32 protein-coding genes are annotated in these 15,530 nt (G+C 50.5%); 1 reads left to right on the top strand and 31 read right to left on the bottom strand.

Features of this window, described 5'->3' with window-relative positions:
- Positions 1-32: 32 nt before the first annotated feature.
- The gene (mscL, locus tag Electrica_RS02075; RefSeq protein WP_100686342.1) at positions 33-446 is read left to right on the top strand and encodes a large-conductance mechanosensitive channel protein MscL; all 414 of its coding nucleotides are present in this window, start codon (positions 33-35) and stop codon (positions 444-446) included.
- Here mscL and Electrica_RS02070 read toward each other — a convergent pair whose 3' ends face one another.
- The 31 genes from Electrica_RS02070 to rpsJ form a co-directional block, all read right to left on the bottom strand.
- On the bottom strand, positions 447-662 hold the full coding sequence (locus Electrica_RS02070; RefSeq protein WP_131050670.1) for an alternative ribosome-rescue factor A: 216 nt from the start codon (positions 660-662) through the stop codon (positions 447-449).
- A gap of 57 nt (positions 663-719) precedes the next feature.
- Positions 720-1,145 carry a Zn(2+)-responsive transcriptional regulator gene (gene zntR, locus Electrica_RS02065; RefSeq protein ID WP_131050669.1) on the bottom strand — a complete coding sequence of 142 codons (426 nt, stop codon included), beginning with the start codon at positions 1,143-1,145 and terminating at the stop codon, positions 720-722.
- Between the two features lie 2 nt (positions 1,146-1,147).
- Positions 1,148-1,516 carry a DnaJ family domain-containing protein gene (locus Electrica_RS02060; protein WP_141963255.1) on the bottom strand — a complete coding sequence of 123 codons (369 nt, stop codon included), beginning with the start codon at positions 1,514-1,516 and terminating at the stop codon, positions 1,148-1,150.
- Between the two features lie 108 nt (positions 1,517-1,624).
- Complete coding sequence (rplQ, locus tag Electrica_RS02055; protein ID WP_004868344.1) at positions 1,625-2,011, bottom strand: 50S ribosomal protein L17; 387 nt, start codon at positions 2,009-2,011, stop codon at positions 1,625-1,627.
- A gap of 40 nt (positions 2,012-2,051) precedes the next feature.
- Complete coding sequence (locus Electrica_RS02050; protein WP_002919219.1) at positions 2,052-3,041, bottom strand: DNA-directed RNA polymerase subunit alpha; 990 nt, start codon at positions 3,039-3,041, stop codon at positions 2,052-2,054.
- A gap of 25 nt (positions 3,042-3,066) precedes the next feature.
- Positions 3,067-3,687 (bottom strand): 30S ribosomal protein S4, encoded by a 621-nt coding sequence (gene rpsD, locus Electrica_RS02045; RefSeq protein WP_004868345.1) that lies wholly within the window; start codon positions 3,685-3,687, stop codon positions 3,067-3,069.
- A 33-nt stretch (positions 3,688-3,720) separates the two neighbouring features.
- A complete protein-coding gene (rpsK, locus tag Electrica_RS02040; protein ID WP_004138423.1) occupies positions 3,721-4,110 on the bottom strand; it encodes a 30S ribosomal protein S11 in 390 nt (129 codons plus the stop codon).
- A 16-nt stretch (positions 4,111-4,126) separates the two neighbouring features.
- Positions 4,127-4,483, bottom strand: a complete 357-nt coding sequence (gene rpsM / locus Electrica_RS02035) for a 30S ribosomal protein S13 (RefSeq protein WP_004106333.1) — start codon at positions 4,481-4,483, stop codon at positions 4,127-4,129.
- Positions 4,484-4,629: 146 nt separating this feature from the next.
- Positions 4,630-4,746: a 50S ribosomal protein L36 gene (gene rpmJ / locus Electrica_RS02030; protein WP_000868187.1), complete on the bottom strand. Its 117-nt coding sequence runs from the start codon at positions 4,744-4,746 to the stop codon at positions 4,630-4,632.
- Positions 4,747-4,777: 31 nt separating this feature from the next.
- A complete protein-coding gene (secY, locus tag Electrica_RS02025) occupies positions 4,778-6,109 on the bottom strand; it encodes a preprotein translocase subunit SecY (RefSeq protein WP_004868351.1) in 1,332 nt (443 codons plus the stop codon).
- A 7-nt stretch (positions 6,110-6,116) separates the two neighbouring features.
- Positions 6,117-6,551: a 50S ribosomal protein L15 gene (gene rplO, locus Electrica_RS02020; RefSeq protein ID WP_041142964.1), complete on the bottom strand. Its 435-nt coding sequence runs from the start codon at positions 6,549-6,551 to the stop codon at positions 6,117-6,119.
- A gap of 3 nt (positions 6,552-6,554) precedes the next feature.
- Positions 6,555-6,734 carry a 50S ribosomal protein L30 gene (rpmD, locus tag Electrica_RS02015; protein WP_001140434.1) on the bottom strand — a complete coding sequence of 60 codons (180 nt, stop codon included), beginning with the start codon at positions 6,732-6,734 and terminating at the stop codon, positions 6,555-6,557.
- A gap of 3 nt (positions 6,735-6,737) precedes the next feature.
- Positions 6,738-7,241 carry a 30S ribosomal protein S5 gene (gene rpsE, locus Electrica_RS02010; protein ID WP_004106339.1) on the bottom strand — a complete coding sequence of 168 codons (504 nt, stop codon included), beginning with the start codon at positions 7,239-7,241 and terminating at the stop codon, positions 6,738-6,740.
- 14 nt (positions 7,242-7,255) lie between these two features.
- Positions 7,256-7,609: a 50S ribosomal protein L18 gene (rplR, locus tag Electrica_RS02005; RefSeq protein WP_000358960.1), complete on the bottom strand. Its 354-nt coding sequence runs from the start codon at positions 7,607-7,609 to the stop codon at positions 7,256-7,258.
- 9 nt (positions 7,610-7,618) lie between these two features.
- On the bottom strand, positions 7,619-8,152 hold the full coding sequence (rplF, locus tag Electrica_RS02000; protein ID WP_041142965.1) for a 50S ribosomal protein L6: 534 nt from the start codon (positions 8,150-8,152) through the stop codon (positions 7,619-7,621).
- Positions 8,153-8,164: 12 nt separating this feature from the next.
- A complete protein-coding gene (gene rpsH, locus Electrica_RS01995) occupies positions 8,165-8,557 on the bottom strand; it encodes a 30S ribosomal protein S8 (protein WP_004106343.1) in 393 nt (130 codons plus the stop codon).
- 33 nt (positions 8,558-8,590) lie between these two features.
- Positions 8,591-8,896: a 30S ribosomal protein S14 gene (gene rpsN / locus Electrica_RS01990; RefSeq protein WP_002919667.1), complete on the bottom strand. Its 306-nt coding sequence runs from the start codon at positions 8,894-8,896 to the stop codon at positions 8,591-8,593.
- A 14-nt stretch (positions 8,897-8,910) separates the two neighbouring features.
- A complete protein-coding gene (gene rplE / locus Electrica_RS01985) occupies positions 8,911-9,450 on the bottom strand; it encodes a 50S ribosomal protein L5 (RefSeq protein WP_100686347.1) in 540 nt (179 codons plus the stop codon).
- Positions 9,451-9,464: 14 nt separating this feature from the next.
- On the bottom strand, positions 9,465-9,779 hold the full coding sequence (rplX, locus tag Electrica_RS01980) for a 50S ribosomal protein L24 (protein ID WP_141963253.1): 315 nt from the start codon (positions 9,777-9,779) through the stop codon (positions 9,465-9,467).
- A 10-nt stretch (positions 9,780-9,789) separates the two neighbouring features.
- Positions 9,790-10,161, bottom strand: coding sequence for a 50S ribosomal protein L14 (rplN, locus tag Electrica_RS01975; RefSeq protein ID WP_002919748.1), 372 nt, complete (start codon positions 10,159-10,161; stop codon positions 9,790-9,792).
- A gap of 161 nt (positions 10,162-10,322) precedes the next feature.
- Positions 10,323-10,577, bottom strand: a complete 255-nt coding sequence (rpsQ, locus tag Electrica_RS01970) for a 30S ribosomal protein S17 (protein ID WP_100686349.1) — start codon at positions 10,575-10,577, stop codon at positions 10,323-10,325.
- A complete protein-coding gene (rpmC, locus tag Electrica_RS01965) occupies positions 10,577-10,768 on the bottom strand; it encodes a 50S ribosomal protein L29 (RefSeq protein WP_004868359.1) in 192 nt (63 codons plus the stop codon). The genes rpsQ and rpmC overlap by 1 nt, the downstream gene beginning before the upstream one ends.
- A complete protein-coding gene (gene rplP, locus Electrica_RS01960) occupies positions 10,768-11,178 on the bottom strand; it encodes a 50S ribosomal protein L16 (protein WP_002919759.1) in 411 nt (136 codons plus the stop codon). Before rplP ends, rpmC begins: the two co-directional genes overlap by 1 nt.
- A gap of 12 nt (positions 11,179-11,190) precedes the next feature.
- A complete protein-coding gene (gene rpsC / locus Electrica_RS01955; RefSeq protein WP_002919766.1) occupies positions 11,191-11,889 on the bottom strand; it encodes a 30S ribosomal protein S3 in 699 nt (232 codons plus the stop codon).
- A 17-nt stretch (positions 11,890-11,906) separates the two neighbouring features.
- Entirely contained in the window at positions 11,907-12,239 is a 333-nt protein-coding gene (gene rplV / locus Electrica_RS01950) for a 50S ribosomal protein L22 (protein WP_002919773.1), read from the bottom strand.
- A 14-nt stretch (positions 12,240-12,253) separates the two neighbouring features.
- Positions 12,254-12,532, bottom strand: coding sequence for a 30S ribosomal protein S19 (rpsS, locus tag Electrica_RS01945; protein ID WP_001138115.1), 279 nt, complete (start codon positions 12,530-12,532; stop codon positions 12,254-12,256).
- Between the two features lie 16 nt (positions 12,533-12,548).
- Positions 12,549-13,370: a 50S ribosomal protein L2 gene (rplB, locus tag Electrica_RS01940; protein ID WP_002919786.1), complete on the bottom strand. Its 822-nt coding sequence runs from the start codon at positions 13,368-13,370 to the stop codon at positions 12,549-12,551.
- A gap of 17 nt (positions 13,371-13,387) precedes the next feature.
- Positions 13,388-13,690, bottom strand: coding sequence for a 50S ribosomal protein L23 (gene rplW / locus Electrica_RS01935; RefSeq protein ID WP_004868363.1), 303 nt, complete (start codon positions 13,688-13,690; stop codon positions 13,388-13,390).
- The gene (rplD, locus tag Electrica_RS01930) at positions 13,687-14,292 is read right to left on the bottom strand and encodes a 50S ribosomal protein L4 (RefSeq protein WP_000424395.1); all 606 of its coding nucleotides are present in this window, start codon (positions 14,290-14,292) and stop codon (positions 13,687-13,689) included. The genes rplW and rplD overlap by 4 nt, the downstream gene beginning before the upstream one ends.
- Positions 14,293-14,302: 10 nt before the next feature.
- Positions 14,303-14,932, bottom strand: coding sequence for a 50S ribosomal protein L3 (gene rplC / locus Electrica_RS01925; RefSeq protein WP_004868374.1), 630 nt, complete (start codon positions 14,930-14,932; stop codon positions 14,303-14,305).
- Positions 14,933-14,964: 32 nt separating this feature from the next.
- Entirely contained in the window at positions 14,965-15,276 is a 312-nt protein-coding gene (rpsJ, locus tag Electrica_RS01920) for a 30S ribosomal protein S10 (RefSeq protein ID WP_001181005.1), read from the bottom strand.
- Positions 15,277-15,530 lie beyond the last annotated feature (254 nt).

The following is a 15,530-nucleotide window of genomic DNA, read 5'->3' as shown; positions in this document are numbered from 1 at the left end:
CTTAACGTATCAACTGACTCAAGGAGAATAGAATGAGTTTTTTAAAAGAGTTTCGCGAATTCGCGATGCGTGGGAACGTTGTCGATTTGGCAGTGGGTGTGATCATCGGTGCGGCATTCGGTAAAATTGTATCGTCATTAGTGGCCGATATTATTATGCCTCCACTGGGTTTGCTCATTGGCGGGATCGACTTTAAACAGTTCGCTGTGACGCTACGCGATGCGCAGGGAGATGTCCCGGCCGTTGTCATGCATTATGGCGTGTTTATTCAAAACGTATTTGATTTCATCATTGTCGCATTTGCCATCTTTATGGCGATCAAACTGATGAATAAACTGAATCGTAAGAAAGAAGAAGCGCCAGCTGCGCCACCGGCACCTACGAAAGAAGAAGTTTTGTTAAGTGAGATTCGCGATCTGCTGAAAGAACAAAATAAACGTTCGTAATCAGGCAACAGAAAGCAGAAGGCCAGTGGTAAAAAAGTGATTCACTCTTTTGCCACTGGCCTCCCGGTCATTCCGCCCCGCATGTTTTTCCTTACGTTGGTAGCTGCCTTTCCCCTTCCGGTTTTTCTCTACTCGCTGTCTGAATAACGGGTCATGTAGCAACGCCTCAATGGCATTGTCTTTTATTTGCCCTTTCGTGTGTTGATAGCGGCTCATAATAGCTCCTGAATGTGAATGAGATCGGCGCGAGTGTAGATCCGCGCAATGAAAAAATCAACGTTCCGCTGTGGTACTACTGGCTCCTTGTTCAAGGGACTCGAGAATAGAACAATACACGCTGCTATGAGCCGTACCGCAGCAGGCATCATTGAGTCGTTGCAATGAACGGCGCATTGTTTGTAACTCTTTAATTCGTGCTTCCACTTCGCTCAGACGCGCCTGAACAATACCTTTCGATTCCTGACAGGTATGATGCTCCGGATCGACGCGGATCGACAGTAATTCGCGGATCGCCTCCAGCGTAAACCCAAGCTGACGGGCATAGCGGATGAAACGCAGGCGCTGAAGATCGTTCTCGGTATAGAGGCGAAATCCACCTTCTGTGCGTACATCGTGAGCCATCATCTGCTGTTTTTCATAATAGCGAATGGTATCGGGCGTGACATCAGCCAGCTTTGCGAGTTCACCAATACGGTACATGCTTACCCCTCATCAATTTTGTTCTGAAGCCTGTCTGCATATTCACCACGTAAAAAATCGGTATTCAATCCCGCCTGGCGTAATTTCAGTTCCAGCAAAGCAAGTCGGCGGCTGAGCTCTGCATACTGCGGATCGTCCGGACGGACCGCTTTTAATAAATCGACCAGCGCAACGGCTTCTCTTCGTTGCTCAAGCTCAGGGGGCAGACAGCCGGCATTTTTGAGTAAGCGGTAGCCCGCGCGTAATTCGGGTGGCACATGCAGGTCATCATCCAACGTCAACGGTGTGCCGCTGCCGGGAAGATTATCAAACTCGCCTTTGCTTTGTGCGTCAAGGATATGGCGTTCTGCCCACTGGTCCAGTAACCACATTATACGGCTCCCAGGGATGAACAAAAAGAGTACAGCTATTGTAATGAAGCAGGAATCGGGGGGATATAAAAAAACCCGCCGAAGCGGGTTTTTTTACGTTACTACAGATTACTCTGCAGCAGCTTCTGCTTTCAGCTCAGCACGATCAACCAGCTCGATGTATGCCATCGGCGCGTTGTCGCCTGCACGGAAGCCACACTTCAGAATGCGAGTGTAACCACCGGCGCGGCTCGCGAAACGCGGGCCCAGCTCGTTAAACAGTTTTGCCACGATCTCGTTATCACGAGTACGGGCGAATGCCAGACGACGATTAGCAACGCTATCAGTCTTGGCAAGAGTAATCAGCGGCTCAACTACGCGACGCAGTTCTTTCGCTTTCGGCAGGGTCGTCTTGATGATTTCATGACGAACCAGCGAACCAGCCATGTTACGGAACATAGCCTGGCGATGGCTGCTGTTGCGGTTCAGTTGACGACCACTCTTACGATGGCGCATGACCTTATCCTTCTCAGTAAAACCTTAACCTGTGATCCGGTTACTCGTCAGCAATGCTTGCCGGTGGCCAGTTTTCCAGGCGCATGCCCAGAGACAGACCACGTGAAGCCAGCACGTCTTTAATCTCGGTAAGAGATTTTTTACCCAGGTTCGGCGTTTTCAGCAACTCAACCTCGGTACGCTGTACCAGATCACCGATATAGTGGATAGCTTCTGCCTTGAGGCAGTTAGCAGAGCGGACAGTCAATTCGAGATCGTCAACAGGGCGCAGCAGGATCGGATCGAATTCTGGTTTCTCTTCTTTCACTTCCGGCTGACGTACATCACGTAAGTCAACGAAAGCTTCCAGTTGTTCTGCCAGGATTGTTGCCGCACGACGAATCGCCTCTTCAGGATCGATTGTGCCGTTGGTTTCCATTTCGATGACCAGCTTGTCCAGGTCGGTACGCTGTTCTACACGCGCTGCTTCAACATTGTAGGCAATACGCTCTACCGGGCTGTAGCATGCGTCGACCAGCAGACGGCCGATTGGGCGCTCATCTTCTTCCGAATGAATTCGGGCAGAAGCCGGCACATAACCGCGACCGCGCTGAACTTTGATACGCATGCTAATCGCAGCGTTCTCATCGGTCAGGTGGCAGATCACATGTTGCGGCTTGACGATTTCGACATCACCGTCATGGGTAATGTCGGCTGCGGTCACAGGGCCAATGCCAGATTTATTCAAAGTAAGGATGACTTCATCTTTACCCTGAACTCTCACCGCAAGCCCTTTCAGGTTGAGCAGGATTTCAAGGATATCTTCCTGAACGCCTTCTTTGGTGCTGTACTCGTGCAGTACACCATCAATCTCAACCTCGGTCACCGCGCAACCCGGCATCGATGAGAGCAGAATACGGCGCAGTGCGTTACCCAGAGTATGGCCAAAGCCACGCTCTAAAGGCTCAAGGGTCACCTTGGCGTGCGTCGAACTCACTTGCTCGATATCGACCAGGCGCGGTTTTAGAAACTCTGTCACAGAACCCTGCATTGTGTCCTCTCTTTGGTACTAAGCTTTACTTGGAGTAAAGCTCGACGATCAGGTGTTCGTTAATGTCCGCAGACAGATCAGAACGTTCCGGCTGACGCTTGAACGTACCTTCCATCTTGCCAGCATCAACTTCCAGCCAGGTTGGCTTTTCACGCTGCTCAGCCAGCTCCAGAGCGGCTTTCACGCGAGATTGCTTTTTCGCTTTCTCACGAATGCTAACAACGTCGTTCGCTTTAACCTGATAAGAAGCAATGTTAACAACACGACCGTTTACCATGATAGCTTTGTGGCTAACCAGCTGACGTGATTCAGCACGAGTCGCGCCGAAGCCCATACGGTATACAACGTTGTCCAGACGACCTTCCAGCAGAGCCAACAGGTTTTCACCGGTGTTGCCTTTCAGACGTGCTGCTTCTTTATAGTAGTTACGGAACTGACGCTCCAGCACACCGTACATACGGCGAACTTTTTGCTTTTCACGCAACTGCACACCATAGTCAGACAGACGCGGTTTACGCGCACCGTGCTGGCCAGGAGCTTGTTCAATTTTACACTTGGTATCGATCGCGCGAACGCCAGACTTAAGGAATAAGTCGGTGCCCTCACGACGGCTCAGCTTGAGCTTAGGACCCAAATATCTTGCCATTTTCTTTCTCCAACAATCCTAGAAACGAGCGCGTTATACGCGACGTTTTTTCGGCGGACGACAACCGTTATGAGGGATCGGAGTCACATCAGTAATATTAGTGATGCGGAAACCAGCGGCGTTCAGTGCACGAATGGTAGATTCGCGACCCGGACCCGGACCTTTGACCATAACTTCCAGATTCTTGATGCCGTATTCTTTTACGGCTTCAGCGCAACGCTCTGCTGCAACCTGAGCTGCAAACGGAGTGGATTTGCGAGAACCACGGAAACCGGAACCACCGGCTGTTGCCCAACCCAGTGCGTTACCCTGACGATCGGTAATGGTAACGATGGTGTTGTTAAAAGAAGCATGGACATGAGCCACGCCATCAGAGACTTGTTTTCTTACACGCTTACGTGCACGAACTGGTGCCTTTGCCATTATTCAATCACCCCGATTATTTCTTGATCGGTTTACGCGGACCCTTACGGGTACGTGCGTTGGTCTTAGTACGCTGACCGCGAACCGGAAGACCACGACGATGGCGTAAACCACGATAGCAACCAAGGTCCATCAGACGCTTGATGCTCAGGGTGATTTCACGGCGCAGATCACCTTCAACGACAAATTTACCTACTGCTTCACGCAGGGATTCAATTTGTTCTTCAGACAGCTCACTGATCTTAACATTTTCAGCGATACCCGTGTCAGCACAGATGGCTTTAGAGCGGGTCTTGCCGATACCGAAAATAGCAGTTAATGCGATTACGGTATGTTTGTGATCAGGAATGTTAATGCCTGCTATACGGGCCACTATGCACTCCTACTATTTAATATGTACGCACCATGCTGAAAAGCCCGTTTTCAGGATACTCAAATGGAAACGCACAGACATACAAAAGATTGGCTGGCTAATCTAGCCAGCTCAATCCAACTTTGCAAGAAAAATATGCGAAAAAATCAGCCTTGGCGCTGTTTATGCTTTGGCTCGGCACTGCAAATCACGCGGATGACGCCATCACGCTTAACGATTTTGCAGTTACGGCATAATTTCTTGACGGAAGCACGAACTTTCATTTTTACTCTCCGTAACTTCTCGGGCGCCCTGTTAGCGGCCGTAGCCTTTCAGGTTCGCCTTCTTCAATGCAGACTCGTACTGACTTGACATCATCAGAGTTTGCACTTGAGCCATAAAGTCCATAATCACAACGACAACAATAAGCAGCGAGGTTCCACCGAAGTAGAACGGCACTTTCATTGCATCACGCATGAACTCCGGGATCAGGCAGATAAAGGTAATGTATAACGCACCAACCAGGGTCAGGCGAGTCATCACTTTATCAATATACTTCGCCGTTTGCTCTCCCGGACGAATTCCTGGTACAAATGCACCGGACTTCTTCAGGTTATCTGCTGTTTCACGCGGGTTGAAAACCAACGCCGTGTAGAAGAAACAGAAGAATATGATTGCAGACGCATAGAGTAACACATAAAGCGGTTGCCCAGGCTGCAAATACAGCGAAATTGTTGTCAGCCAGTTCCAACCGGTTCCGCCCCCGAACCATGACGCGATGGTCGCAGGGAACAGAATAATACTGGAAGCGAAGATTGCCGGGATAACCCCTGCCATATTCACTTTCAGCGGTAAATGTGTGCTCTGTGCAGCATAGACACGACGACCTTGTTGACGCTTCGCGTAGTTCACCACAATGCGGCGTTGACCACGTTCTACGAATACAACAAAGAAGGTCACGGCAAATACTAATACTGCAACCAACAGCAACAGGAGGAAGTGCAGGTCGCCTTGACGCGCTTGCTCGATAGTATGGGCGATGGCTGGCGGGAGACCCGCAACGATACCAGCGAAGATAATGATCGAAATACCGTTACCGATACCACGTTCAGTAATCTGTTCGCCGAGCCACATCAGGAACATAGTCCCTGTGACCAGACTTACAACAGCGGTGAAATAGAATGCAAAGCCTGGATTCATCACCAGGCCCTGCATACCAGGCATATTCGGCAGACCGGTAGCAATACCGATCGACTGGAATATCGCCAGCACCAGAGTACCGTAGCGGGTGTACTGGCTGATCTTACGACGACCAGACTCCCCTTCTTTCTTTATTTCTGCCAGCGGCTGATAAACAACCGTCAACAGTTGGACAATAATCGATGCCGAAATATACGGCATGATACCCAAAGCAAAGATAGAAGCACGGCTGAGAGCACCACCAGAGAACATGTTGAACATTTCAATGATGGTGCCTCGCTGTTGCTCAAGCAGTTTGGCAAGTACAGCGGCATCAATACCAGGGATCGGAATAAAAGAACCAATACGGAACACAATCAGCGCACCGATAACAAACAAAAGTCTGCGTTTCAGTTCGCCAAGTCCACCTTTGGCACTTTGAAAATCTAATCCCGGTTGCTTAGCCATCTGCTACTTATTCCTCAATTTTACCGCCAGCAGCTTCGATAGCAGCACGAGCACCTTTAGTCACACGCAGGCCACGAACAGTTACCGGACGAGCTACCTCACCAGACAGGATCACTTTCGCGAACTCAATCTGAATACCGATAATGTTAGCTGCTTTCAGCGTGTTCAGGTCGACTACATCGCCTTCTACGTGAGCCAGATCAGACAGACGAATTTCTGCAGTGATCATCGCTTTACGAGAAGTGAAGCCGAATTTCGGCAGACGACGGTACAGAGGCATCTGACCACCCTCGAAACCGCGACGTACGCCACCGCCAGAACGAGAGTTCTGACCTTTGTGACCACGACCACCGGTTTTACCGAGGCCAGAACCGATACCACGACCAAGGCGTTTACCCGCCTTTTTGGAGCCTTCGGCCGGAGACAGAGTATTTAAACGCATCTCTTACTCCTCAACTTTAACCATAAAGGAAACCGCGTTGACCATACCACGAACGGCAGGAGTATCCTCGCGTTCTACGGTGTGACCAATACGACGCAGACCCAGGCCAAGCAGCGTTGCCTTGTGTTTCGGCAGACGACCGATTGCACTGCGGGTTTGAGTAATTTTAATAGTCTTTGCCATGGTTTATTTCCCCAGAATTTCTTCAACGGATTTACCACGCTTGGCAGCGACCATTTCTGGAGAATTCATATTTTCCAGGCCATCAATAGTTGCACGAACCACGTTGATCGGGTTGGTGGAACCATATGCTTTAGCCAGAACGTTATGAACTCCAGCAACTTCCAGAACGGCGCGCATTGCACCACCGGCGATGATACCGGTACCTTCGGAAGCTGGCTGCATGAATACACGAGAACCCGTGTGAACACCTTTAACCGGGTGTTGCAGGGTGCCGTGGTTCAGCGCGACGTTAATCATATTGCGACGGGCTTTTTCCATCGCTTTCTGGATCGCTGCTGGAACTTCACGCGCTTTACCGTAACCAAAACCTACGCGGCCATTACCATCACCAACTACAGTCAGAGCTGTGAAGGAGAAAATACGACCACCTTTAACGGTTTTAGATACGCGGTTAACCGCGATCAGCTTTTCCTGCAGTTCGCCAGCTTGTTTTTCGATGTGAGCCATCTTACACCTCTACCTTAGAACTGAAGGCCAGCTTCACGGGCAGCATCTGCCAGTGCCTGGACACGACCATGATATTGGAACCCGGAACGGTCAAAGGAAACATCTTTGATGCCTTTTTCCAGAGCGCGTTCAGCAACAGCTTTACCCACAGCTGCAGCCGCGTCTTTGTTACCGGTGTACTTCAGTTGTTCAGCGATAGCTTTTTCTACAGTAGAAGCAGCTACCAGAACTTCAGAACCGTTCGGTGCAATTACCTGTGCGTAAATATGACGCGGGGTACGATGTACCACCAGGCGAGTTGCACCCAGCTCCTGGAGCTTGCGGCGTGCGCGGGTCGCACGACGGATACGAGCAGATTTCTTATCCATAGTGTTACCTTACTTCTTCTTAGCCTCTTTGGTACGCACGACTTCGTCGGCGTAACGAACACCCTTGCCTTTATAAGGCTCAGGACGACGGTAGGCGCGCAGATCTGCTGCAACCTGGCCGATCACCTGCTTATCAGCGCCTTTCAGCACGATTTCAGTTTGAGTCGGACATTCTGCAGTGATACCGGCCGGCAGCTTGTGTTCAACAGGATGAGAGAAACCTAAAGCCAGGTTTACTACATCCCCTTTAACCGCTGCACGATAACCTACACCAACCAGCTGAAGCTTTTTAGTGAAGCCTTCGGTAACACCGATAACTACTGAGTTAAGCAGGGCACGCGCGGTACCAGCCTGAGCCCAACCGTCTGCGAAACCATCACGCGGACCGAAGGTCAGTGCATTATCTGCATGTTTAACTTCAACAGCATCGTTGAGAGTACGAGTCAGCTCGCCATTCTTACCTTTGATCGTAATAACCTGACCGTTGATTTTTACGTCAACGCCGGCAGGAACAACGACCGGTGCTTTAGCAACACGAGACATTTTTTCCTCCGATTAGGCTACGTAGCAGATAATTTCGCCACCAAGACCAGCCTGGCGCGCTGCACGATCAGTCATAACACCTTTAGAGGTAGAAATAACTGCGATACCCAGACCCGCCATAACTTTCGGCAGCTCATCTTTACGTTTATAGATGCGCAGACCTGGGCGGCTGACACGCTGAATGCTTTCTACAACAGCTTTACCCTGGAAATACTTAAGAGTCAGTTCCAGTTCCGGCTTGATGTCGCCTTCAACTTTAAAATCTTCAATAAAGCCTTCTTCCTTCAGCACGTTGGCAATTGCCACTTTCAGCTTGGAGGAAGGCATGGTGACCGCAGCTTTATTCGCGGCCTGACCGTTACGGATACGGGTCAGCATATCCGCGATCGGATCTTGCATGCTCATCTGTCTTTACTCCCGTGATTCAATTGGTGACAATTACCAGCTAGCCTTTTTCAGACCCGGGATTTCACCGCGCATGGCGGCTTCACGGACCTTGATACGGCTCAACCCGAACTTCCGCAGGAAACCATGCGGACGACCTGTTTGACGGCAGCGATTACGCTGACGAGACGGGCTGGAATCACGCGGCAGAGTCTGCAGCTTGAGAACGGCATTCCAACGATCTTCGTCGGTTGCGTTCACATCAGAGATGATAGCTTTCAGTTCAGCGCGTTTAGCGAAGAATTTATCAGCTAAAGCCACGCGCTTTACTTCGCGTGCTTTCATTGATTGCTTAGCCATTAAGTAACCCTACCTTACTTGCGGAACGGGAAGTCAAAGGCAGCCAGCAGAGCGCGGCCTTCTTCATCAGATTTCGCAGTAGTGGTAATGGTAATATCCAAACCACGAACGCGGTCGACTTTATCGTAGTCGATTTCTGGGAAGATGATCTGCTCACGGACACCCATGCTGTAGTTACCACGACCGTCGAAAGACTTAGAGGACAAGCCACGGAAGTCACGGATACGCGGTACAGCAATAGTGATCAGGCGCTCAAAGAACTCCCACATGCGTTCGCCACGCAGAGTTACTTTACAGCCGATCGGATAGCCCTGACGGATTTTGAAGCCTGCAACTGATTTGCGTGCTTTGGTGATCAACGGCTTTTGACCGGAGATTGCTGTCAGATCAGCTGCTGCGTTATCCAGCAGTTTCTTGTCAGCGATCGCTTCACCAACACCCATGTTCAGGGTGATCTTCTCGACCCGAGGGACTTGCATGACAGAATTGTAGTTAAACTCAGTCATGAGTTTATTAACTACTTCGTCTTTGTAGTAATCATGCAGTTTCGCCATCGTACTACTCCAAATTACTTGATAGTTTCGCCGTTAGACTTGAAGAAACGGACTTTTTTGCCGTCTTCGAATCTAAAGCCTACACGGTCAGCCTTGCCGGTTGCCGCATTGAAGATTGCAACGTTAGAAACCTGAATAGCAGCTTCTTTTTCAACGATGCCACCCGGTTGGTTCAGAGCCGGAACCGGCTTCTGGTGTTTCTTAACCAGGTTGATACCTTCAATAATGAGCTTGCCGGAAGACAAGACATTCTTAACTTTACCGCGTTTACCTTTATCTTTACCGGTTAACACGATAACTTCGTCATCACGACGGATTTTCGCTGCCATGATTCGCTCCTTAGAGTACTTCTGGTGCCAGAGAGATAATTTTCATGAACTTCTCGGTACGAAGCTCACGAGTTACCGGCCCAAAAATACGCGTACCGATGGGCTGCTCGCTGTTATTGTTCAGAATAACGCATGCATTACCATCGAAGCGAATGACAGAACCGTCCGGGCGACGAACACCCTTCTTGGTGCGCACCACTACCGCCTTCAGCACATCACCTTTTTTGACCTTACCACGCGGAATTGCTTCCTTGATGGTGATCTTGATGATGTCGCCTACGCCTGCGTAGCGACGGTGCGAGCCACCCAGAACCTTGATACACATTACGCGACGTGCACCGGAGTTGTCGGCGACGTTCAGCATAGTCTGTTCTTGGATCATTTTAGTGCTCCGCTAATGTCAACTACTACTGAGACCCAAAGTCGGGCCGTTAAAAATCCCCATATCGAGGGCGCGGCATTATAACACCGGAAATCGGATATGGGTAGAAAAAATAAACGGCTCATCGCTGAGCCGTTTATCCGTTGAGAATACAGGCTCTATTACAGAACTGCTTTCTCTACAACGCGAACCAGCGTCCAGGACTTGGTCTTGGACAGCGGACGGCATTCGCGGATTTCGACCACGTCACCGATACCGCATTCGTTGTTCTCGTCATGTACGTGCAGTTTGGTCGTACGCTTGATGAACTTACCGTATACCGGGTGTTTCACCACACGTTCGATAGCAACAACAATGGATTTCTCCATTTTATTGCTAACTACGCGACCTTGCAGAGTACGGATTTTATCGGTCATTACGCACCCGCCTTCTCAGTCAGTAAAGTCTTAACGCGTGCAACATCACGACGCACTTGCTTCAGCAGATGAGTCTGTTGCAGCTGGCCACTTGCAGCCTGCATACGCAGGTTGAACTGCTCGCGCAGCAGGTTCAGCAGCTCAGCGTTCAGCTCTTCAACGCTTTTTTCACGCAGCTCTTTTGCTTTCATTACATCACCGTCTTAGTTACAAAGGTGGTTTTGATAGGCAGTTTCGCTGCTGCCAGGCCGAAGGCTTCACGGGCCAGCTCTTCCGGTACGCCGTCCATTTCATAAAGGACTTTACCCGGCTGAATCAAGGCAACCCAGTACTCCACGTTACCTTTACCTTTACCCATACGAACTTCCAGCGGCTTCTCGGTGATCGGTTTGTCCGGGAATACACGGATCCAGATCTTACCTTGACGCTTAACTGCACGGGTCATAGCACGACGTGCTGCTTCGATCTGACGTGCAGTCAGACGACCACGGCCAACAGCTTTCAGACCGAAAGTGCCGAAGCTAACATCCGTACCCTGCGCCAGACCACGGTTGCGGCCTTTGTGCACTTTACGGAATTTTGTACGCTTTGGTTGTAACATCAGCGACGCTCCTTATTTACGGCCTTTACGCTGCTGCTTTTTAGGTTGAGCAGCCGGTTCCGGTTGTTCAACAGCAGCCATACCACCCAGGATCTCGCCTTTGAAGATCCATACCTTAACGCCGATTACACCGTAAGTGGTGTGCGCTTCAGAGGTGTTGTAGTCGATGTCAGCACGCAGAGTGTGCAGCGGTACGCGACCTTCACGGTACCATTCGGTACGTGCGATTTCCGCGCCGCCCAGACGGCCGCTAACTTCAACTTTGATACCTTTAGCGCCCAGACGCATTGCGTTCTGTACAGCACGCTTCATCGCACGACGGAACATAACACGACGTTCCAGCTGAGAAGTGATGCTGTCAGCAACCAGTTTAGCGTCCAGTTCTGGCTTACGAACTTCGGCGATATTGATCTGTGCAGGAACGCCAGCGATATCCGCTACGACCTTGCGCAGTTTTTCTACGTCTTCGCCTTTCTTACCGATAACGATGCCCGGGCGAGCAGTGTGAATGGTCACACGGATGCTCTTAGCCGGACGCTCGATAACGATACGAGATACGGACGCTTTAGCCAGTTCTTTAGTCAGGAACTGACGTACTTTAAAATCGCTGTCCAGGTTGTCAGCGAATTCTTTGGTGTTCGCGAACCAGGTAGAGTTCCATGGTTTGACAATACCCAGGCGAATACCATTAGGATGTACTTTCTGACCCATTGCTAGTCTCCAGAGTCTCAGCGATCGGACACAACCACAGTGATGTGGCTGGTGCGCTTCAGGATGCGATCTGCACGACCTTTCGCACGCGGCATAATGCGCTTCATGCTCGGGCCTTCGTCTACGAAAATTTTCGCAACTTTCAGATCGTCAATGTCAGCGCCATCGTTGTGTTCAGCGTTAGCAATGGCAGATTCCAGTACCTTCTTGACCAGTACAGCAGCTTTCTTGTTGGTGTAGGTCAGAATATCCAGGGCCTGCGACACTTTCTTACCGCGAATCAGGTCTGCTACGAGGCGAACCTTCTGAGCAGAAGAACGAGCATGGCGATGTTGAGCTAAAGTTTCCATCTCTTCCTCCTACCTTATTTCTTCTTCGCTTTTTTATCAGCAGCGTGGCCGCGATAAGTACGAGTCGGTGCGAATTCACCCAGTTTGTGACCAACCATTTCGTCGGAAACAAAAACTGGAACGTGCTGACGACCATTATGGACAGCGATGGTCAAACCGATCATGTTAGGAAAGATCGTTGAACGACGGGACCAAGTGCGCAGGGGCTTCTTGTCTCCGCTTTCCACCGCTTTCTCTACCTTCTTCAGCAAGTGCAGGTCAATAAAAGGACCTTTCTTGAGAGAACGTGGCATGGCTTATCCTCTAAAATTATTTGCTACGGCGACGTACGATGAATTTATCAGTACGCTTGTTGCTGCGGGTCTTCTTACCTTTGGTCTGCAGGCCCCACGGGGATACCGGGTGCTTACCAAAGTTACGACCTTCACCACCACCATGTGGGTGGTCGACTGGGTTCATCGCAGTACCGCGAACGGTAGGACGAACACCACGCCAGCGTGCAGCACCTGCTTTACCCAGTACGCGCAGCATATGCTCAGCATTGCCAACTTCGCCCAGAGTAGCGCGGCAGTCTGCTTCGACTTTACGCATTTCACCAGAACGCAGACGCAGGGTGACATAAGCACCGTCACGAGCAACGATCTGAACGTAAGTACCAGCGGAACGAGCCAGCTGACCGCCTTTACCTGGTTTCATTTCTACGTTATGAACGGTAGAACCAACCGGGATATTGCGCATCGGCAGGGTGTTACCTGCTTTGATTGCAGCATCAACGCCAGACTGAATCTGGTCGCCAGCTTTCAGGCCTTTAGGGGCCAGGATGTAACGGCGTTCGCCATCTTTGTACAGAACCAGCGCGATGTTCGCGGAACGGTTCGGATCGTACTCAAGACGCTCAACAACTGCCGGGATACCATCTTTGTTGCGTTTGAAGTCAACAATACGGTAAGCCTGCTTGTGGCCACCACCGATATGACGGGTGGTGATACGGCCATTGTTGTTACGACCACCGGATTTGCTGTTTTTTTCCAGCAACGGAGCAAAAGGTTTGCCCTTGTGCAGCTCAGGGTTAACCACTTTAACAACGTGGCGACGACCCGGAGATGTCGGTTTACATTTAACAACTGCCATTGTATTACTCCTCCGACTTACTCAGCGCCGCCAACGAAGTCCAGATTCTGGCCTTCTTTCAGGGTGACGTAAGCTTTTTTCCAGTCGCTACGACGACCGATACGCTGTCCGTGACGTTTAACTTTCCCTTTAACGACCAGGGTGTTAACGACTTCGACTTCGACTTCAAACAGTTTCTGCACAGCAGCTTTGATTTCTGCTTTGGTCGCGTCTTTAGCAACTTTGAGAACGATGGTGTTTGTTTTTTCCATCGCAGCAGACGCTTTTTCAGAAACGTGCGGTGCACGCAGCACCTTCAGCAGACGTTCTTCACGAATCATGCCAGCATCTCCTCAACTTGCTTAACAGCATCAGCAGTCATTACGACTTTGTCGAAGGCGATCAGGCTAACCGGGTCGATACCAGTTGCATCGCGTACGTCAACCTTGTGCAGGTTGCGCGCAGCCAGGAACAGGTTCTCGTCCAGCTCACCGGTGATGATCAGCACATCTTCCAGAGCCATGTCTTTCAGTTTCTGTGCCAGCAGCTTAGTTTTAGGCGCTTCAACAGAGAACTTCTCGACAACGATCAGACGATCCTGACGTACCAGTTCGGACAGAATGCTTTTCAGCGCGCCGCGGTACATCTTTTTGTTAACTTTTTGACTGTGGTCCTGCGGACGAGCAGCGAAGGTTACGCCACCGGAACGCCAGATCGGGCTCTTGATAGAACCTGAACGCGCACGGCCGGTACCTTTCTGGCGCCACGGCTTTTTGCCTGAACCAGTTACTTCAGCACGAGTCTTCTGAGCACGAGTACCCTGACGAGCACCAGCTGCATAAGCAACAACAACCTGGTGTACCAGCGCTTCGTTGAAATCACGACCGAAGGTAGTTTCGGAAACAGTCAGCGCGCTCTGCGCGTCTTTCAATACTAATTCCATTGCTATCTCCTCACGCCTTCACAGCTGGTTTAACGATCAGGTCGCTACCGGTTGCACCCGGGACAGCACCTTTAACCAGCAGCAGGTTGCGCTCAGCGTCAACACGTACTACGTCCAGGCTCTGAACGGTGACACGCTCATTACCCAGCTGACCTGCCATTTTCTTGCCTTTGAACACTTTGCCCGGAGTCTGGTTCTGACCGATAGAACCCGGAACGCGGTGGGACAAGGAGTTACCGTGAGTCGCGTCCTGGGTACGGAAGTTCCAGCGCTTAACGGTACCAGCAAAACCTTTACCTTTAGAGGTACCGGTTACGTCAACTTTTTTAACGTCAGCAAACAGTTCAACGCTAATGCTCTGACCTACGGTGAATTCTTCGCCGTCAGCAAGACGGAATTCCCACAGACCACGGCCAGCTTCTACGCCAGCTTTAGCGAAGTGACCAGCTTCCGGCTTGGTTACACGGTTAGCTTTTTTAGCACCGGTGGTAACCTGAATTGCGCGGTAACCATCGTTAGCCAGGTCTTTGACCTGAGCAACACGGTTTGCTTCAACTTCGATTACGGTTACTGGGATAGATACGCCATCTTCAGTGAAGATGCGGGTCATGCCCACTTTTTTACCGACTAAACCAATCATTGTTTCAACCTCTCAATCGCTCGATGACCTGATTAACCCAGGCTGATCTGCACGTCTACACCGGCAGCCAGATCCAGACGCATCAGAGCATCAACGGTTTTCTCAGTTGGCTCAACGATGTCAACCAGACGCTTGTGAGTGCGGATTTCGTACTGATCGCGCGCATCTTTGTTGACGTGCGGAGAGATCAGAACGGTAAAGCGCTCTTTGCGGGTCGGCAGCGGGATCGGACCACGAACCTGCGCACCAGTGCGCTTGGCAGTCTCGACGATTTCCGCGGTTGATTGATCGATCAGACGATGATCAAACGCTTTAAGACGGATACGGATTCTTTGGTTCTGCATGAGACCAGAGCTCCAATTATTTATAGACGAAATGGTTACTCCTCATACCCATTACGATTGATGGGAGAGTGTAACCGTTCTTACATAGTTCCCCAATTGGGAACATTGTTTGATAGCTAAAAGCTCTATCAGGGTTCATATCGAACCAGCCAGCCAATTTTGACAGGCCCGCGCATTATACGCAAATTCGCGCCAGACGCAAGTGCTGCATACAAAATCAGCAAGCATTTTTGCGTGCCGCGGCGGACAGGCAT

The sequence above is a fragment of the Klebsiella electrica genome (assembly GCF_006711645.1).
In the GTDB taxonomy this organism is placed as follows: Bacteria; Pseudomonadota; Gammaproteobacteria; order Enterobacterales; family Enterobacteriaceae; genus Klebsiella; species Klebsiella electrica.
Note: the sequence above shows the minus strand (reverse complement) of the source record. Positions and strands in the feature narration are given on the sequence as shown.

Excerpts from the sequence above, each read along its gene's own strand:
- rpsH (WP_004106343.1), bottom strand. The coding sequence starts at position 8,557 with ATGAGCATGCAAGATCCGATCGCGGATATGCTGACCCGTATCCGTAAC.
- mscL (WP_100686342.1), top strand. The coding sequence starts at position 33 with ATGAGTTTTTTAAAAGAGTTTCGCGAATTCGCGATGCGTGGGAACGTT.
- rpmC (WP_004868359.1), bottom strand. The coding sequence starts at position 10,768 with ATGAAAGCAAAAGAGCTGCGTGAAAAAAGCGTTGAAGAGCTGAACGCT.
- rplP (WP_002919759.1), bottom strand. The coding sequence starts at position 11,178 with ATGTTACAACCAAAGCGTACAAAATTCCGTAAAGTGCACAAAGGCCGC.
- rplR (WP_000358960.1), bottom strand. The coding sequence starts at position 7,609 with ATGGATAAGAAATCTGCTCGTATCCGTCGTGCGACCCGCGCACGCCGC.
- Electrica_RS02050 (WP_002919219.1), bottom strand. The coding sequence starts at position 3,041 with ATGCAGGGTTCTGTGACAGAGTTTCTAAAACCGCGCCTGGTCGATATC.
- rplF (WP_041142965.1), bottom strand. The coding sequence starts at position 8,152 with ATGTCTCGTGTTGCTAAAGCACCGGTCGTTGTTCCTGCCGGCGTTGAC.
- rplX (WP_141963253.1), bottom strand. The coding sequence starts at position 9,779 with ATGGCAGCGAAAATCCGTCGTGATGACGAAGTTATCGTGTTAACCGGT.
- rplB (WP_002919786.1), bottom strand. The coding sequence starts at position 13,370 with ATGGCAGTTGTTAAATGTAAACCGACATCTCCGGGTCGTCGCCACGTT.
- rplD (WP_000424395.1), bottom strand. The coding sequence starts at position 14,292 with ATGGAATTAGTATTGAAAGACGCGCAGAGCGCGCTGACTGTTTCCGAA.
- rplQ (WP_004868344.1), bottom strand. The coding sequence starts at position 2,011 with ATGCGCCATCGTAAGAGTGGTCGTCAACTGAACCGCAACAGCAGCCAT.
- rpsJ (WP_001181005.1), bottom strand. The coding sequence starts at position 15,276 with ATGCAGAACCAAAGAATCCGTATCCGTCTTAAAGCGTTTGATCATCGT.
- rplC (WP_004868374.1), bottom strand. The coding sequence starts at position 14,932 with ATGATTGGTTTAGTCGGTAAAAAAGTGGGCATGACCCGCATCTTCACT.
- zntR (WP_131050669.1), bottom strand. The coding sequence starts at position 1,145 with ATGTACCGTATTGGTGAACTCGCAAAGCTGGCTGATGTCACGCCCGAT.
- rpsK (WP_004138423.1), bottom strand. The coding sequence starts at position 4,110 with ATGGCAAAGGCACCAGTTCGTGCACGTAAGCGTGTAAGAAAACAAGTC.
- Electrica_RS02060 (WP_141963255.1), bottom strand. The coding sequence starts at position 1,516 with ATGTGGTTACTGGACCAGTGGGCAGAACGCCATATCCTTGACGCACAA.
- rpmJ (WP_000868187.1), bottom strand. The coding sequence starts at position 4,746 with ATGAAAGTTCGTGCTTCCGTCAAGAAATTATGCCGTAACTGCAAAATC.
- rplE (WP_100686347.1), bottom strand. The coding sequence starts at position 9,450 with ATGGCGAAACTGCATGATTACTACAAAGACGAAGTAGTTAATAAACTC.
- rpsD (WP_004868345.1), bottom strand. The coding sequence starts at position 3,687 with ATGGCAAGATATTTGGGTCCTAAGCTCAAGCTGAGCCGTCGTGAGGGC.
- rplN (WP_002919748.1), bottom strand. The coding sequence starts at position 10,161 with ATGATCCAAGAACAGACTATGCTGAACGTCGCCGACAACTCCGGTGCA.
- rpsC (WP_002919766.1), bottom strand. The coding sequence starts at position 11,889 with ATGGGTCAGAAAGTACATCCTAATGGTATTCGCCTGGGTATTGTCAAA.
- rpmD (WP_001140434.1), bottom strand. The coding sequence starts at position 6,734 with ATGGCAAAGACTATTAAAATTACTCAAACCCGCAGTGCAATCGGTCGT.
- secY (WP_004868351.1), bottom strand. The coding sequence starts at position 6,109 with ATGGCTAAGCAACCGGGATTAGATTTTCAAAGTGCCAAAGGTGGACTT.
- rpsQ (WP_100686349.1), bottom strand. The coding sequence starts at position 10,577 with ATGACCGATAAAATCCGTACTCTGCAAGGTCGCGTAGTTAGCAATAAA.
- rplW (WP_004868363.1), bottom strand. The coding sequence starts at position 13,690 with ATGATTCGTGAAGAACGTCTGCTGAAGGTGCTGCGTGCACCGCACGTT.
- rpsE (WP_004106339.1), bottom strand. The coding sequence starts at position 7,241 with ATGGCTCACATCGAAAAACAAGCTGGCGAACTGCAGGAAAAGCTGATC.
- rpsS (WP_001138115.1), bottom strand. The coding sequence starts at position 12,532 with ATGCCACGTTCTCTCAAGAAAGGTCCTTTTATTGACCTGCACTTGCTG.
- rpsN (WP_002919667.1), bottom strand. The coding sequence starts at position 8,896 with ATGGCTAAGCAATCAATGAAAGCACGCGAAGTAAAGCGCGTGGCTTTA.
- Electrica_RS02070 (WP_131050670.1), bottom strand. The coding sequence starts at position 662 with ATGAGCCGCTATCAACACACGAAAGGGCAAATAAAAGACAATGCCATT.
- rplV (WP_002919773.1), bottom strand. The coding sequence starts at position 12,239 with ATGGAAACTTTAGCTCAACATCGCCATGCTCGTTCTTCTGCTCAGAAG.
- rplO (WP_041142964.1), bottom strand. The coding sequence starts at position 6,551 with ATGCGTTTAAATACTCTGTCTCCGGCCGAAGGCTCCAAAAAGGCGGGT.